We start from the raw sequence: 15,599 nt of genomic DNA, 5'->3' as shown, positions 1-15,599 counted from the left end.
ACCAAGGAGGTCCGCCCATGCCCGCAGCAACCCCGACCGACCAGGATCGCCCGCTGACGTTCACCATCGGACGCGATGAGATGATCATCCGTCGGCGCTACGAGGTGCTGAGCATCCTCAACGATCTGTGCGTCGGCACCTGGTTCCTGATCGGCAGCATCATGTTCCTGTCCAGCGCATGGGTCACATTCGGGACCTGGCTGTTCATCGCCGGCAGCGCGCAGCTACTAGTCCGGCCGATGATCCGCCTTGCCCATAACATCCATCTGAAGCGCATGCCTTACGGTGGTGTCGGCCTGTAGCCGAGGGAAGCGTCGAGCCCTATCGACAACGCAACCCCGGCGCACACTGAACTCGCCCTGGCATCGGCTGTCCGATCCGGACAAGCCGCAAACGGAAGCGACATGGCGCAGGGGCACGATCAACGAGGATGGCCCGACAGGGAAACCAGCGAGACCGACCGCTCCACCTCGCGCACAGCCACATCCTGGCGCGGCGCGGTGGGCCGGGGCATCGTGCTGGGAATCGTGCTCTCGCTGCATCTCGGTCTGGCCGCAAGGCTGCTGACATGGTCACCCACTCCGCTGCGCAGCAGCCGGCATGCCGGTACCCTTTCGCGTCGCAATGACGAGGCACTGCAGATCACCTTCATCCGGCCACGACTGCTGCCTCTGCAGCCGCGTGCACACTCTCCCTCCCGTCATGCTGCGCCACATCGGCGACGAATCGCCCGCCGTGTGGGCCTGCAATCCGTGCACGTACCATCCACCCCGGCAACCACAACCGTCATTCCGGCACCGTCCATCGCCGCTCCGACAACGCCGGCGAATCCGCGACTGACCTACCGCCCCGGCAACTTCGCACAAGAACTCCAGGCCGCACGACACCGCGAACCGCTGATCCGCCTGCCCGGCATGGACGATGCGCCGCCCAGTCCCGGCCTACAGCTGCGTGCGCCAGCGCCCAGCTTCAAACAAGTCGTCCACGCGATCGGCAGGGCGCAGGACTGCTATGCCGAACAGCAGGACATGCGACACCAGGGCAACGACAGCGCCCCGCAGATCGATCGCCTGCTCGAGGCGGACGGCTGCGGCCCGCACCAGAGCCCGGACGGCAACTCGGCGGCGGTACACGCCGCCGTGCAGGCGGTCATGCGCGGCGATTGACCAACGCTCCCTCGCGCAGGGTGGTGGCTCGCTTACAATGCGGGCAACCCAGGAGTCTCCCTCGTCATGGCCATTCGCCTGCTCGTCGCACTCATCGCACTCGGACTGTTGCATCTGCAGCCGCGTCTCGCCTGCTGGCGTGGCGATGGCGGCTTCCGCCGCTGGGTCGCGCAGATCTCCGATACCAGCGGCATCGGCCGGGTGGTGCTCGCACTGTTGCTGCCGCTGGCACTCTGCCTGCTGGTGATCTGGCTGCTCGGGCGGTTTCCGCTGAGCGACCTGCTGCAGTTGCTGTTCGCGCTGGCCGTGCTGCTGTTCTGCTTCGGCCCGCATGCCTACGAAGCGGATCTGGAAGCGATCCTGCGCGCGCCCGACGGCGCCAGCCGCGAGGCCGCGGCACAGGCGCTTGGCGAACATGGCGAAACGGTGGCCTGGCGCGTGGACGCGCTCGGCGAAGCTGTCGCCAACGCCGCGCTGCGTCGCCGCTTCGGCGTGCTGCTGTGGTTCTTCCTGCTCGGCCCGACCGGCGCGCTGCTGTATCGGCTCACGCGCACGCTGGGCCGCGACGACCGCCTGGGCCTGGATCCGGGCGCGTACAGCGCCGCCCGCCAGTTCGCCAATATCCTGGACTGGCTGCCTGCCCAGCTGCTGGTGTTCACGCTGGCCCTGGTCGGCCACTGGGACGCGGTGATGAGCGCATGGCGGCGCTGGCACCAGCTGGCACGCCCCGACGACTGGTACCGCCAGGGTCCGGGCTTCCTGGCCGACGCGGCGCGGGCCGACATCCTCAGCGACATCGAGGGCGGCGACGGTTATGTCGAGGAGCGGGTCGACACCCTGTTCGAGCTGCGCCGCCTGCGCTCAGCCCTGCTGCGCGCCTTGCTGGTGTGGCTGAGCGTGGTGGCACTGATCGTGATCGCCGGCTGGTGGCGCTGACCTCGCCAGCATCCGCCAGGGTTTCCTGACCGCGCGCACCGCGGGTTGGTGCGGAAGCCTCCAGAGCCGGCTCAGGCCATGCTGCCGCGCAGTTCGCGTACCCGCTGCTCCAGTGCGGCGGCGCTGGCCTGCGATGGCGCCACCGGCACATCCACCACCACTTCCACCCGCGCGCGGAAGCGTCGCGGCAGGCGCGCGCGGCGCAGCACCGAGTCGCGCCGGCTCCACATGCTGCCCCACAGCCCGCGCAGCGCCATCGGCACCACCGGCACGGGACGTTGCTCCAGAATCTTCTCGACGCCCGGACGGAACGGCGCGACGCCGCCATCGCGCGTCAGCCCGCCCTCGGGAAAGATGCACACCAGCTCGCCATCGGCCAGCGCCGCGTCGATCGCCGCATAGGCGTCGTGCAGTATCTGCGGGTCTTCCTTCTGTCCCGCGATCGGGATCGCCCGCGCGGTACGGAACAGGAAGCGCAGCACCGGTATGTTGAAAATGCGGTAGTACATGACGAAGCGCGCCGGGCGAGGCAGGTTGGCCATCAGCAGCAGGGCATCCACGTAGCTGACGTGATTGCACACCAGCAGGGCCGGGCCCTGCTCGGGAACATGCTGCATGCCGTCCACGCGCACCCGATACAAGGTGTTCACCAGAACCCACGTGGTGAAGCGCAGCAGGAATTCCGGCACCAGGGTGAAGATGTATGCCGCCACCAGCACGTTGAGCACAGCAGCGGCCAGGAAGATCTGCGATGCATCCAGCCCAAGCCACCCCAGTCCGAGACCAAACCCCGCCGCCGCCACGATCAGCAGCGCGTTCATGATGTTGTTGCCGGCAATGATGCGCGACAGCTTTTCGCGTGGCGCGCGCGCCTGCACGTAGGCGAACAGCGGCACCACGTAGAGCCCGGCGAACACGCCGATCATGGTCAGGTCCAACACCAGGCGCAGGCTACCGGCTTCCTTCAGGAAGGCCAGCCAGTCCAGTCCACGCACGCTCGTCATGCCGTGCCGCGCCAGGTACAGATCCACCCCGAACACGGTCAGCCCGAACGCGCCCAGCGGCACCAGCCCGATCTCCACTCGCCGCCCCGACAGCTTCTCGCACAGCAATGCGCCGATACCGCTGCCCACCGAGAACAGCGTGAGCACCAGGGTATAGACCGAGCCGTCGCCACCCAGCGTTTCGCGCGTGTAGATAGGCAACTGCGCAATCAGCACGGTGCCGAAGAACCAGAACCACGAAATGCCCAGGACCGCGTTCCACACCGCGCGGTCTTCGTGGGTGATGCGTACCACCCGCGCCGTTTCGCCGAACGGGTTCCAGTTGAACTTCAGGTCCGGCGCGGTAGCCGGCGCGGGCGGGATCGAACGGCTGCTCAGATAGCCCGCCACCGCCACTGCGATCGTCGCCCCCGAAGCCAGCCACGGCCCGATGCCGGCGATCCGCATCAGCGCGTTACCAGCGATCATGCCGATCAGCATCGCCAGCTGGGTGCCCATCTCCACCAGACCGTTGCCGCCGAGCAGCTCGCCCGGCTTGAGCGCCTGCGGCAGGATCGCGTATTTGATCGGCCCGAATACAGTGGAATGCACGCCCATCATGAACAGCACGACCAGCAGCAGCGCGATGTGGTGGGTGACGAAGCCGGTGGCGGCCACGGCCATCGCGGTGATCTCGAACAGCTTCACCCAGCGGATGATGCGCGTCTTCTCGAACTTCTCCGCCAGTTGCCCGGCCGACGCCGAGAACAGGAAGAACGGCAGGATGAACAGCGCCGGCGCGAAATTGGTGTAGATCGCCGCAGTGTGATCGTTCAGCCCCATCTGGAACGCCACCAGCATCAACAATGCATTGCGGAACGCATTGTCGTTGAACGCGCCCAGCGCCTGTGTCCAGAAGAACGGTGCGAAGCGGCGCTTGCCGAACAGGGCGAACTGGCTCATGCCGAATCCATGCAGTGGAGTCAGCGGCTAGGGTAGCGTGAAAGCCGTTCCCTTCGGCCAGCCTGCGGGAACGGCTGCGGCAGCGCCGGCAGGCATGGCTGCCGGCACTCCGTGTTGGTTTCCGTGATCAGCTGCGATGCAGAGCCCGGTGCGCGATGTCGCGCCGGCAGAAGGCACCGTCGAAATGGATCTTCGCCACCTCGGCGTAGGCCCGTTCGCGGGCCGCGGCAATGTCCGCGCCGAGCGCGCACACGGTCAGCACGCGGCCACCGGCGGTAATCACCTGCCCCTGCGGATCGAGTTTGGTGCCGGCGTGGAAGACCTTGGCATCGGCCACCGCAGCGGCGTCCAGGCCTTCGATCACATCGCCGCTGCGCACCTTGCCCGGATAGCCGCCAGCCGCCATCACCACACCCAGCGAGGGGCGCGGGTCCCACTGCGCGCGGGTGCGATGCAGCTCGCCGTCCAGTGCGGCCTCGATCAGGTCGACCAGGTCGGACTTCAGCCGCAGCATGATCGGCTGCGTTTCCGGGTCGCCGAAGCGCACATTGAACTCGATGACCTTGGGGTTGCCGGCCTTGTCGATCATCAGGCCGGCGTAAAGGAATCCGATGAACGGGGCGCCTTCCGCCGCCATGCCGCGCAGGGTCGGCTGGATCACCTGCTCGAGGATGCGCTGCTCCACCTCGGGCGTGACCACCGGCGCGGGCGAATAGGCGCCCATGCCGCCGGTGTTGGGACCCAGGTCGTTGTCGTCGCGGCGCTTGTGGTCCTGGCTGGAGGCCATCGGCAGCGCGTGACTGCCATCGCTCATCACGATGTAGCTGGCTTCCTCGCCATCCAGGAATTCCTCGATCACCACGCGCGCCGATGCGTCGCCGAACGCATGCGCGCCCAGCATGTCGTGCAGCGCCAGCTCGGCATCGGCCAGGGTCAGCGCCACCACCACGCCCTTGCCGGCGGCCAGGCCATCGGCCTTGATCACGATCGGCGCGCCATGCTTGCGCACGTAGGCGAGCGCGGGGCTCAGCTCGGTGAACACCGCATAGCTGGCCGTGGGAATGTTGTGGCGAAGCAGGAAGTCCTTGGCGAATGCCTTGGAGCCTTCCAGCTGCGCGGCCACCGCGCGCGGTCCGAAGATGCGCAGGCCGGCATTGCGGAAGCGGTCCACCACCCCTGCCACCAGCGGCACTTCGGGGCCGACCACGGTGAGGGCGATTTTTTCGTCCTGCGCCAGCTTCAGCAGGCCATCGAGGTCGGTCACTGCGACATCGGCGTTGCGCACGCCGCGTTCGCGTGCGGTACCGGCGTTACCCGGTGCGACGATCACCTCGTCCACCCGCGGCGACTGCTTGAGCTTCCACGCCAGCGCGTGCTCGCGCCCGCCATTGCCGATGACCAGGACCTTCATGCCGTGCTCCGACCAAATAGGCGGCATTGTACTGGCTCATCCGGCCAGCATGGCGATAGCCGTCCGAAGGCCCGTCAGGCAGCGCCCGCGCCGTTGCCATCAAGCAGAGCCAGCAGGGCCGCGCGCGGCAGCTTGCCGGTCTCGTTGCGCGGCAGGGTGGCGACCCGGCGCAGGCGACGCGGCAGGAATACCGGATCGACCGCTTCGCGCAGGGCATCGAGAATGGCGTGTTCGTCCAGCTGCGGCGCCACCGCCAGCGCGGCGATGCGGCGCACGCCGATCGCATCGGCTTCGTCGAGCTGGAACACGACACCATCCTCGACGCCCGGAATCGCCAGCAGGCGCCGGGTAAGGTCGCCCAGCGAGGCACGCTTGCCGGCGATCTCCAGCAGATCGGCATGTCGCCCGCACAGGCGGAAACGGCTGCCCTCATCGTGCAGGGTGACCAGATCGGCCAGGGTTGTCGGCATATCCAGCTGCGGCGCCTCGATCGCGGTGCCATCGGGCTGCGGATGCAGGCGCACGCCCGGATACAGGGTCCAGTGCTCGTCGGCGGTCAGCCGGCGACTGGCGAAGGCGCAGGTTTCGGTGGAGCCGAACACTTCGAGCACCGGCGCGCCGAAGCGTATCTCGGCCGCATGCGCCAGCTCGGGCGGCATCACCGCGGTCGCCGACAGCATTGCCGCGAGCGGCGGCAGCGCGATGCCGGATTCGACCAGCGCGCGCAGGTGCACCGGCGTCGTGACCAGCACCCGCGGCGCCGGCACGTCCGCCAGGGTCGCAGCGACATCGGCGGGAAAGAACGGACGCCCCGCATGCACGCCGACGCCGCCAAGCAACGGCAGCAGCACGCTCATCTCGATACCGTAGATGTGCTGTGGCGGCACCGTGGCGACCACCGCGAAGGAATCACCCGCCGCCGCACGCAGCATCGCCAGCGTGCCGGTGGTGCTCGCGTGCAGGCTGCGCCAGCTCTTGGCATGCGCGCGCGGCGTACCGGTAGAACCCGAGGTGTAGCCGATGACGGCCACCTGCCCGGCCGGGATGGCCGGCACGCTGCCGGTGAGCGGAGCGATATCGGCGTCCAGCGACGGCAACTGGCGATAGCCGGCAGGTGCCGGTTGCAGCGCCAGTTCACCCACTGCGTAGCAACCGGGATGCGCGTCCATCACTTCCTGTACCGCCTGCGGCGCGCGGGACGGAGGCAACAGGTTGGCCTGCCCGCGGCGCACGATGGCGCAGAACGCGACCAGGAACGCGTAGCGGTCCTCGCACAGGTTCACCGCGGCGGGTGCATCGGGCAGCTGCGCGGCGACCCGCTCGACCTGCGCGATGAACGTCGCCGTGTCGACCGGCCGACCTTCGCGCCAGGCCAGTGCACGCTGCGGTGCCTGTGCATCCAGCAGCGGCAGGGTCGGTGCCGATGCTTCGTTTCGGCAGGTTTCGTAGACGATCGCCACGCCTTGCTCCTGTGTTGTACATGGACCGGCCGCCATGCCGGTTCGTACCGCCGGGCGGGCCATCGCGTCCGCGAAGCACCCTATCCTCACGGCAACCGCTGAATCGCAGCCGACCCGCCGGGTATGGCGTCAGGCGCGGATGATCGTGCCGGTCAATGCATCACGAATGGTGGACGGACGCTCCTGCCCTCCGAGCGGCGCGTCGATCACGCCGTCCAGCAGGTCGCCGAAGTATTCGCGCACGTCGGCTGCCGAGCGTGCCGACGGTTGGCCATGCGGGTTCGCGCTGGTCGAGACCAGCGCGCCGCCCCAGGCGCGACACAGCGCGGCCGACGGGGCATGCGCGGTGATCCGCAGCGCGATGCCGGCATGCGCACCGGCCACCCATGCGGGAACCTCGGCACTGCGCGGGAAGATCCAGGTGTTCGGACCCGGCCAGCTGGCGCGCACCTGCGCGAGCACGTCGGCCGGAACGCTGGCCAGGTCGATGAAACGTTCGACCTGGCCGAACTCGGCCGCGATCAGCAGCACGCCCTGGGTCGGCGGTCGCTGCTTGAGTGCGAACAGACGATCGAAGGCGGTGCGGTTGAACGGGTCGCAGCCAAGTCCGTAGACCGCCTCGGTCGGATAGGACAGCACGCCGCCCTCGCGCATCAGGCCGACCGCGTCGTCCAATTGGTCGAGGGTGAAGGTGCGCAGCATTCAGACGGTCGCCTTCTTGGCGGCGGCTTTCTTGGTCGCAGCCTTCTTGGCGGTGGTCTTCTTGGTCGCGGTCTTCTTGCTCGCGGCCTTCTTGGTAGCCGTTTTCTTGGCGGCGGTCTTCTTGGCTGCCGGCTCCTTCTTGGCGGCGGTCTTCTTGCCGAAGCGCCCCTTCTTCACCGGTGCGGCAGCAAGCAGCTCCAGGCACTGCGCCTCGCTCAGGTCCTTCGGCTCGGTCTCCTTGGGAATGCGCGCGTTCTTCTCGCCATCGGTGATGTAGGGTCCATAGCGACCGTTGAGCACCTGCACGCCATTGCCGAAATCCTTGATGACCCGGTTGGCCAGCATTTCCAGCTTATCGGCCACCAGTTGCAGGGCGCGCGGCAGCTCGATCGTGTACGGGTCGTCCTCGGGCTTGAGCGAGGCATAGGTCGAGCCCTGTTTCACGAAGGGACCGAAGCGGCCGATGCCCACGCTCACTTCGTCGCCGTTGGGTGCCGCGCCCAGCTTGCGCGGCAGCTTGAACAGCTCGAGCGCCTCGTCCAGCGTGATGGTGTGCATGCTCTGGCCGGGACGCAGCGAGGCGAACTGCAGTTTCTCGTCGCTGTCCTTGTCGCCGATCGCCGCGTACGGCCCGAAGCGGCCCAGCCGCACGAACACCGGCTTGCCGCTCTTGGGATCAGCGCCCAGTTCGCGCGCACCGGTGGCCTCGCTGCGGTCCACCGTCTCGGTCTTCTCGTCCACCTGCTGCTTGAACGGTTGCCAGAACCGCTGCATCAGCGGCACCCAGGCTTCTTCGCCGCGGCTGACGGCGTCGAGTTCGTCCTCGAGCTTGGCGGTGAAGTCGTAGTCCACGTAACGGGTGAAATGCTGGGTGAGGAACTTGCCCACCGCCCGGCCGATATCGGTGGGCTTGAAGCGCCGGCTGTCGAGCAGCACGTATTCGCGGTTGAGCAGCACCTGGATGATGCTGGCGTAGGTGGACGGGCGGCCGATGCCGTACTCCTCCAGCGCCTTGACCAGGCTGGCCTCGGAGTAGCGCGGCGGTGGCTCGGTGAAGTGCTGGTCGGCGGCGATTTCCTTCAGTGGCACCTGTTCGCCCTTCTCCAGTCGCGGCAGGCGACGGCCTTCGTCGTCATCGTCCGCGCTCTTCTGGTCGCGACCCTCCTCGTACACGGCAAGGAAGCCGGGATCGACCACCGTGGTACCGGTGGCGCGGAAGGCCGCGTCGCCGCCACGCACGTGCGGCAGGGCAAAGTCCACCGACACGGTGTTGAGCGTCGCGTGGATCATCTGGCAGGCCACGGTGCGCTTCCAGATCAGTTCGTACAGCTTGCGCTGTTCCTCGTTGAGGAACGCGGCCACCTCGCGCGGCGTGCGCATGGCCGAGGTGGGGCGGATCGCCTCGTGCGCTTCCTGCGCGTTCTTCGACTTGGTCTTGTAGAACTGCGGCGCATCGGGCACCGCCTTGTCGCCGAAATCGCGGGCGATCAATGCACGCAGTTCGCCCAGCGCATCATTGGACAGCGCGGTGGAGTCGGTACGCATGTAGGTGATCAGGCCGACGTTGCCCTCGTTGCCCAGCGCCACACCTTCGTACAGGCCCTGCGCCACCTTCATCGTGCGGCTGGTGGAAAAGCCCAGCTTGCGCGCGGCTTCCTGTTGCAGGGTGGAGGTGGTGAACGGCGGGGCCGGGCGGCGCTTGCGCTCCTTCGAGGTCACTTCGCTGACGACGAGGCGGCCGTGCGCGGCTTCCTGCAGCGCCTCGCGCGCCGCCATCGCATCGACCTCGGTGGTCAGGTCGAACTGTTCGAACTTCTTGCCGTTCAGGCGGGTGAGCCGGGCGTTGAAGTCGCCATCGGCATGGCGCAGCTGCGCTTCCACCGTCCAGTATTCGCGGGGCACGAAGGCTTCGATCTCTTCCTCGCGCTCGACGATCATGCGGAGCGCCGGCGACTGCACGCGACCGGCCGACAGCCCGCGCTGCACCTTGCGCCACAGCACCGGCGACAGGTTGAAGCCGACCAGGTAGTCCAGCGCGCGGCGTGCCTGCTGGGCGTCCACCATGTCGTGCGAAAGCTGGCGCGGCTCGGCCACCGCGGCCTTGATCGCCCTGGGCGTGATCTCGGAGAACACCACACGATGCATGCGCTTGCCTTCGGTCAGGCCACGCTCTTTCAGGATCTCGCTGATATGCCAGCTGATGGCCTCGCCTTCGCGATCCAAGTCGGTGGCGAGATAGATGTCGTCAGCCGCCTTCGCCGCCTTGGCGATGGCGTCGACATGCTTCTCGTTGCGCTCGATCACCTCGTACTTCATGGCGAAGTCGTGCTCGGGATCGACCGCGCCTTCCTTCGGCTTCAGGTCGCGCACATGGCCGTAGGAGGCCAGGACCTGGAAGTCCTTGCCGAGGTATTTATTGATCGTCTTGGCCTTGGCCGGCGACTCGACGATGAGCAGGTTCTTTGCCATGCAGCTGGGATTTCCGGAGGTGATCGCCGCCACGCTGGACGGGCCTTTATATTTAGTGAGACCACGGCCCCGCGCCGGCTGTCAAGCCGGATGACGTGAAAACGCGGCGTAACGACAAAAACAGACGGCTGCGTATGGTCAAAAATCATTCCCGCAGGCGCTGATAGCGATTGCCGGGGAGACCTTCCACCACGCCTTCCAGCTCCAGCATCAGCAGCATGGAAGACAGCGCCGCAGCGCCCTGGCCGGTGCGCCCGCTCAGCTCGTCCAGGCTGGCCGGGTCGTGTCCGAGGGCATCCAGCAGCCCCTGGTATTCCGGATCGTCACACCACCCTGGCGAACCTGTGGCGGCGGATAGGGTAACGGACTTGGCGCCTTCCAGTCGCGACGCCAGGGTCTGACCCAGTTCGCGTGCCTGCGGCATCAGTGCTTCGGCCACCTCCAGCGGCGACTCCACCAGCCGCGCGCCGTCGCGGATCAGCCGATGGCAACCATGCGCCAGCGGGTTGTGGATCGAACCCGGCAGGGCAAAGACTTCGCGGCCCTGCTCGCCGGCCAGGCGCGCGGTGATCAGCGAACCCGACTGCAGCCCCGCCTCGATCACCACCGTGCCCAGCGACAGTCCGGCGATCAACCGGTTGCGTCGCGGAAAATGGTCCGGCCGGGCCGGCGTGCCGGGCGGAAACTCGCTGACCAGCACGCCCTGTGCCACGATGCGTCGCGCCAGCGCATGGTGCTTGCGCGGGTAGACGCGGTCCGGGCCGGTACCAACCACCGCCACCGTGGGCATGCCGGCATCCAGCGCCGCGGCATGCGCCGCGCCATCGATACCGTCGGCCATGCCGCTGGTCACCACGAAGCCCCGCCGCGCGAGGGCCGTGGCGAAGTCGCGGGCGTTCGCCTGACCTGCCGCGCTGGCCCGCCGCGCCCCCACGATGGCGACCTGTGGATGCAGCAGCAGGCTGGCGTCACCCGCCACGAACAAGGCCGCGGGCGGCTGCGGAATGCTCTCCAGCAGCGGCGGAAAATCCTCTTCGGTACAACGCAGCAGGCGCCGGCCGGATTCGGCCAGCCACGCCAGGTCCTGCGCAAGCAGCGCCTCGTCCGGATGCTCGAGCCAGGCCAGCATGTCGCCGCCCGCCTGACGCGCGTGACGGCGAAGTTGCTCCAGGACGCTGTCGATACGCCCATCGGCAGCGGCCAGCGCCTCGCGCAGTCCGCCCGGCCCCAATCCGGGCGTGCGCAACGCGAGCAGCCAGGCGCGCAGGTCATCGGGTGCATTCATGTCGCGCAGTCTACGCGAGCGCACAAACGCCGACGGCGCGGATAATCCGCGCCGTCGTGTGGGTCGATGCCGATGGCAGCCCGCGTTGCACGCCCTATTCGGGCATGCGCAGCTTGTCGCCGATCTTGACCGGACGGATGCCATCCATCACCAGGCCATAGCTGACCCGGTCGAAGGTGCGGAACACCATCACGTGGCCGATGTACTCGTCGGGCAGCTTCACCTTGCGGCCGGTACCGCGATCCCAGCTGTCATGGTTCACGTCGTCGAACGTCCGCTCACCCGGCTCCCAGATGGCATAGGTGGTGCCATTGTCGACACCGTCCTTGCTGCCGACCGACAACGCCACCACCTGACGCGGACCGACCGCGTACATCGCGTCGCTGAAGGCGATCACGCGACCGTTGGCCGGCAACGTCTTGGGCGGATGCGGGTAGTAGTACGGGTCGTACTTCGGCCCGTTCAGCGGCAGCACACGGTCGCCCGCACGGATTTCCTTCGACGCCTTGAGCAGCAACAGGGTGGACGGGTCGCCGGTGCGCAGGGTCTCGGCAGTGCCGATCACGGTGACTTCGACACCCAGATCCTTGCCGCGGCCATAGTGACCGTCGTTGCGGAAGTCCTCCGACCACGGCGTGTCGACCAGGGCCACGTTGCTGTCGAGCGTGTGGCCGACGACGTCTTCACCACCCGAGCCCTTCGCACTGTAGCCGCGGAACACGTGCGTCGGCCGCACGATCACCCAGCGTTCGCCCGGCTGGCTGACCAGTTTGCGGACATAGATGTTCTGGCCCACGATGCCGCGCAGCTGGTTCTGCTGGAAGCCCACCACGTAGGGCGCCGAGCGCACCGTCTGTGACGGAAGCACACGCATGTCCTTCAGGAACAGCTTGAGGTTGTCCAGCGGGATCGCGGGTACCGGATTGGCTTCGCGGTGGATCGAGGGCTGCAGGGTCAGGTGCGGCCCACCGATGAAGGACAGGTTGAGCACGTCGCCCGGATAGATGAGGTGCGGATTGTGTACCTGGGGATTCGCCTGCCAGATCTCCGGCCAGAGCCAGGGCTTGGACAGGAAGCGGGCGGAGATGTCCCACAGCGTATCGCCGCGGCGTACCGTATAGGTATCCGGATGGTTGGTCCGCAGTTGCACGCCGGCGGCGTAAACGGCCACGGTAACCAGCATGCCGGCCAAGAATCCGATGGACTTTCTGATCATAAGCGGGAATCCCCCTCCCCGGTGCTCGGTCGAGTGTAGCCTAACAAGGACAGGTCGCAACCCGGAACAGTTGGCAAAACTGCCTGACCGGCGCGGGCTTGGCGACGTACAATAATGCACATTCTAGATGGCGTAGGGGCTTCGGTTTCAACGATCAAGCCGCATTTCCACGCCAGGGCCGCGCCGTTCCGCCCGGTACCCCAGTCAAGGTGAACCCCATGTCCGTGCTAACCATCCTCGAATTTCCCGATCCCCGGCTGCGCACCAAGGCCGCTCCGGTCACCGCATTCGACGACGCGCTGAAGCAGTTCGTCGCCGACATGTTCGAAACCATGTACGCCGCCAACGGCGTAGGCCTGGCCGCCACCCAGGTGAACGTGCACCAGCAGGTGCTGGTGATCGACATGAGCGAGGAACGCGACCAGCCGCTGGTGCTGATCAACGCCGAAATCGTCGAGAAGGAAGGCGCGCAGGTGTACCAGGAAGGCTGCCTGTCCTTCCCCGGCCTGTATGCCGACGTCACCCGTGCACTGAAGGTAAAGGTGAAGGCGCAGGACGTGGACGGCCAGCCGTTCACCTACGAGGCCGAGGGCCCGCTGGCCGTGGCCGTCCAGCACGAGATGGACCACCTGGCCGGCAAGGTCTTCGTGGACTATCTCTCGTCGTTGAAGCGCTCGATGCTGCTCAAGCGCCTGGAGAAGCAGCGCAAGGCCAGCGCTTGAGCATGCCGCCGGAACGCGCACCGCTGAAGCTGGTCTTCGCCGGGACACCCGAATTCGCCGTTCCCTGCCTTGCCGCCTGCCGGGCCAGCGGTGCCGAGGTGGTGGCCGTCTATACCCAGCCCGACCGCCCGGCCGGCCGCGGCCGCAAACTTGCGCCCAGCCCGGTGAAGCAGGCTGCAATGGACGCCGGTCTGGCAGTGGAGCAACCCGACACACTGAAGTCGGACGAAGCGCGGGCCCGCCTCGTCGCCTACGCGCCGGACCTGATGGTGGTGGTCGCCTATGGCCTGATCCTGCCGCGCAAGGTGCTGGCCCTGCCCCGGCTCGGCTGCTGGAACGTCCATGCCAGCCTGCTGCCGCGCTGGCGCGGCGCGGCGCCGATTCAGCGCGCCATCCTTGCCGGCGACGCCGAGACCGGGGTCGACCTGATGCGCATGGAGGCCGGCCTCGACACCGGCCCGGTGCTGCTGGAGAAGCGCACCCCGATCACCCGTGAGGACACCGGCGGCTCGCTGCACGACCGTCTCGCCGCACTCGGAGCCGGCGCGCTGGCCGAGGGCCTTGCCCGCACACTGGCGGGCGAGACGCTGGTGTCGATGCCGCAATCCGATGACGGCGTGCTCTACGCGCACAAGCTGGACAAGGCCGAGGCGCGGCTCGACTTCGCCCGCCCCGCGATCGAACTGGAACGCCAGGTCCGCGCATTCGACCCCTGGCCCGGCAGCGACGCCGGGATAGCGGGCGAAACCGTGCGTGTCTGGGCCGCGCGCGCGCTCGAACTGGCGCACACCGCCCCGCCCGGCAGCGTGCTGGCCGCCACACGCGAAGGCATCGACATCGCCTGCAGCGGCGGCGCCCTGCGGGTCACGGCGCTGCAGCGTCCGGGCGGCCGCCGCATCAATGCCGCCGACTATCTCAATGCCCGCCCCGAACTGCGGCAGCTTGCCGGCCATGACTGATACCCGCGCCGAAGCCGCCCGCGCGCTCGCCGACATCGCCCTGCACGGCACTTCGCTGCGCGAGGCGATGGAACGCCATGCGCCACGCCTGCCCGACCCGCGCGACCGCGCGCTGCTGATGGCGCTGATCAGCGACGGCGCACGCTGGTGGCCACGTTTCGACGCGGCGCTCGACCAGCTGCTCGACCAACCGCTGCGCAAGAAGGAACCCGCCGTGCATGCGCTGCTGGTGCTTGGCCTGGTGCAGCTGGAAATCCTGGAACTTCAGGACTACGCCGCCGTCGCCGCCACGGTGGAGGCGGTTCGCGAGCTGAAGCGGCCGCGTCTGGCCGGCCTGGTCAACGCGGTGCTGCGGCGCTGGCAGCGCGAACGCGTGCAGCGACTTGCCGCGCTCGATGCCGACCCGCGCACGCGCCACGCGCATCCGGCCTGGCTGGCCAAGGCGATTGCCCGCGACTGGCCGGCACAGGCGGACGCGGCGATGACCGCCGACAACCGCGAACCGCCGCTGATGCTGCGTGTGCAGCGCCGTCGCAGCACCCGCGAGGCCCTGCTCGCACAACTGCGCGCAGACGGCCATGCCGCCGAACCGCATGCCTGGCTAGCCGACGCCATCGTGCTGCCGCACAGCACCGACGTGACCCGTCTGCCCGGCTTCGCCGACGGCTTGTTCGCGGTACAGGATGGCGCCGCCCAGGCCGCCGCCGACCTGGTCGACGTGCATGACGGCCAGCGCGTGCTGGATGCCTGCGCCGCACCCGGCGGCAAGGCCTGCCACCTGCTCGAGCGTGCCGACATCGCGCTGACCGCGCTGGAGTTCGAGCCGAAGCGTGCCGAACGCATCGGCCAGAACCTGGACCGCCTGCACCTGCGCGCGGACATCGTGGTGGGCGACGCCGGCGATCCCTCCGCCTGGTGGGACGGGCGCCGGTTCGACCGCATCATGATCGACGCACCCTGCTCGGCCACCGGCGTGCTGCGCCGGCGCCCGGATGTGCGGCTGCATCGCCGCGCCGGCGACATCCCCGCGCTGGCCAGCCAGCAGCGGCGCATCCTTGACGCGCTATGGCCGCTGCTGGCCCCGGGCGGCCGGCTGCTCTACATCACCTGCTCGCTGCTGCGTGCGGAGAACGAGGGCGTACTGGCGCCGTTCCTCGCCGCCCATGCCGACGCCCGCGCCGTGCCGTTCACGCTGCCGGTCGGCCAGGCTGCCGGCCCGGGCTGGCAGATCCTGCCGGGCGACGGCGATCTCGACGGTATGTACTATGCGGCGATCGAAAAGGCCGGCCAGGCCTGAGCCGATCGCGCCGGCTCCACGCTTCCGCAG

13 protein-coding genes are annotated in these 15,599 nt (G+C 68.1%); 6 read left to right on the top strand and 7 right to left on the bottom strand.

What is annotated here, in order from left to right; all coding sequences use genetic code 11:
* Nucleotides 1-17: 17 nt before the first annotated feature.
* The 3 genes from RA164_RS00620 to RA164_RS00610 all read left to right on the top strand — a co-directional run bounded on the left by RA164_RS00620 (nucleotide 18) and on the right by RA164_RS00610 (nucleotide 2,102).
* Nucleotides 18-302 carry a YrhK family protein gene (locus RA164_RS00620; RefSeq protein ID WP_329742060.1) on the top strand — a complete coding sequence of 95 codons (285 nt, stop codon included), beginning with the start codon at nucleotides 18-20 and terminating at the stop codon, nucleotides 300-302.
* 102 nt (nucleotides 303-404) lie between these two features.
* A complete protein-coding gene (locus RA164_RS00615; RefSeq protein WP_329742059.1) occupies nucleotides 405-1,166 on the top strand; it encodes a hypothetical protein in 762 nt (253 codons plus the stop codon).
* A gap of 66 nt (nucleotides 1,167-1,232) precedes the next feature.
* Nucleotides 1,233-2,102, top strand: coding sequence for a beta-lactamase induction protein (locus RA164_RS00610; RefSeq protein ID WP_329742058.1), 870 nt, complete (start codon nucleotides 1,233-1,235; stop codon nucleotides 2,100-2,102).
* A 71-nt stretch (nucleotides 2,103-2,173) separates the two neighbouring features.
* Here the strand turns inward: RA164_RS00610 and RA164_RS00605 are convergent, their stop codons facing one another.
* The 7 genes from RA164_RS00605 to RA164_RS00575 form a co-directional block, all read right to left on the bottom strand.
* Nucleotides 2,174-4,048, bottom strand: coding sequence for an MFS transporter (locus RA164_RS00605; RefSeq protein WP_329742057.1), 1,875 nt, complete (start codon nucleotides 4,046-4,048; stop codon nucleotides 2,174-2,176).
* Between the two features lie 127 nt (nucleotides 4,049-4,175).
* Entirely contained in the window at nucleotides 4,176-5,459 is a 1,284-nt protein-coding gene (purD, locus tag RA164_RS00600; RefSeq protein ID WP_329742056.1) for a phosphoribosylamine--glycine ligase, read from the bottom strand.
* A gap of 74 nt (nucleotides 5,460-5,533) precedes the next feature.
* Nucleotides 5,534-6,862, bottom strand: a complete 1,329-nt coding sequence (locus RA164_RS00595; protein ID WP_412731116.1) for an AMP-binding protein — start codon at nucleotides 6,860-6,862, stop codon at nucleotides 5,534-5,536.
* A gap of 186 nt (nucleotides 6,863-7,048) precedes the next feature.
* Nucleotides 7,049-7,621: an L-threonylcarbamoyladenylate synthase type 1 TsaC gene (locus tag RA164_RS00590; RefSeq protein WP_329742055.1), complete on the bottom strand. Its 573-nt coding sequence runs from the start codon at nucleotides 7,619-7,621 to the stop codon at nucleotides 7,049-7,051.
* Nucleotides 7,622-10,090 carry a DNA topoisomerase I gene (locus tag RA164_RS00585; RefSeq protein WP_329742054.1) on the bottom strand — a complete coding sequence of 823 codons (2,469 nt, stop codon included), beginning with the start codon at nucleotides 10,088-10,090 and terminating at the stop codon, nucleotides 7,622-7,624.
* Between the two features lie 145 nt (nucleotides 10,091-10,235).
* Nucleotides 10,236-11,375 (bottom strand): DNA-processing protein DprA, encoded by a 1,140-nt coding sequence (gene dprA, locus RA164_RS00580; RefSeq protein WP_329742053.1) that lies wholly within the window; start codon nucleotides 11,373-11,375, stop codon nucleotides 10,236-10,238.
* A 94-nt stretch (nucleotides 11,376-11,469) separates the two neighbouring features.
* A complete protein-coding gene (locus RA164_RS00575; protein ID WP_329742052.1) occupies nucleotides 11,470-12,591 on the bottom strand; it encodes a LysM peptidoglycan-binding domain-containing protein in 1,122 nt (373 codons plus the stop codon).
* Nucleotides 12,592-12,809: 218 nt separating this feature from the next.
* Between RA164_RS00575 and def the strand changes: the two genes are divergently transcribed.
* From def to rsmB, 3 genes are read left to right on the top strand one after another with little or no spacing between them, the layout of a single operon-like run.
* A complete protein-coding gene (gene def, locus RA164_RS00570; RefSeq protein WP_329742051.1) occupies nucleotides 12,810-13,313 on the top strand; it encodes a peptide deformylase in 504 nt (167 codons plus the stop codon).
* A 2-nt stretch (nucleotides 13,314-13,315) separates the two neighbouring features.
* Nucleotides 13,316-14,272 (top strand): methionyl-tRNA formyltransferase, encoded by a 957-nt coding sequence (fmt, locus tag RA164_RS00565; RefSeq protein ID WP_329743576.1) that lies wholly within the window; start codon nucleotides 13,316-13,318, stop codon nucleotides 14,270-14,272.
* Nucleotides 14,265-15,569: a 16S rRNA (cytosine(967)-C(5))-methyltransferase RsmB gene (gene rsmB / locus RA164_RS00560; RefSeq protein WP_329742050.1), complete on the top strand. Its 1,305-nt coding sequence runs from the start codon at nucleotides 14,265-14,267 to the stop codon at nucleotides 15,567-15,569. The genes fmt and rsmB overlap by 8 nt, the downstream gene beginning before the upstream one ends.
* The last annotated feature ends 30 nt before the right edge of the window (nucleotides 15,570-15,599 follow it).

This window comes from Dyella sp. A6 (assembly GCF_036320485.1).
GTDB classification, from domain to species: Bacteria; Pseudomonadota; Gammaproteobacteria; order Xanthomonadales; family Rhodanobacteraceae; genus Rhodanobacter_A; species Rhodanobacter_A aluminiiresistens.
Note: the sequence above shows the minus strand (reverse complement) of the source record. Positions and strands in the feature narration are given on the sequence as shown.

Bases quoted from the DNA above. Each gene is read 5' to 3' on its own strand.
- RA164_RS00615 (WP_329742059.1), top strand. From the start codon at position 405: ATGGCGCAGGGGCACGATCAACGAGGATGGCCCGACAGGGAAACCAGC.
- RA164_RS00620 (WP_329742060.1), top strand. From the start codon at position 18: ATGCCCGCAGCAACCCCGACCGACCAGGATCGCCCGCTGACGTTCACC.
- RA164_RS00610 (WP_329742058.1), top strand. From the start codon at position 1,233: ATGGCCATTCGCCTGCTCGTCGCACTCATCGCACTCGGACTGTTGCAT.
- RA164_RS00585 (WP_329742054.1), bottom strand. From the start codon at position 10,090: ATGGCAAAGAACCTGCTCATCGTCGAGTCGCCGGCCAAGGCCAAGACG.
- dprA (WP_329742053.1), bottom strand. From the start codon at position 11,375: ATGAATGCACCCGATGACCTGCGCGCCTGGCTGCTCGCGTTGCGCACG.
- fmt (WP_329743576.1), top strand. From the start codon at position 13,316: ATGCCGCCGGAACGCGCACCGCTGAAGCTGGTCTTCGCCGGGACACCC.
- RA164_RS00605 (WP_329742057.1), bottom strand. From the start codon at position 4,048: ATGAGCCAGTTCGCCCTGTTCGGCAAGCGCCGCTTCGCACCGTTCTTC.
- def (WP_329742051.1), top strand. From the start codon at position 12,810: ATGTCCGTGCTAACCATCCTCGAATTTCCCGATCCCCGGCTGCGCACC.
- rsmB (WP_329742050.1), top strand. From the start codon at position 14,265: ATGACTGATACCCGCGCCGAAGCCGCCCGCGCGCTCGCCGACATCGCC.
- purD (WP_329742056.1), bottom strand. From the start codon at position 5,459: ATGAAGGTCCTGGTCATCGGCAATGGCGGGCGCGAGCACGCGCTGGCG.
- RA164_RS00575 (WP_329742052.1), bottom strand. From the start codon at position 12,591: ATGATCAGAAAGTCCATCGGATTCTTGGCCGGCATGCTGGTTACCGTG.
- RA164_RS00590 (WP_329742055.1), bottom strand. From the start codon at position 7,621: ATGCTGCGCACCTTCACCCTCGACCAATTGGACGACGCGGTCGGCCTG.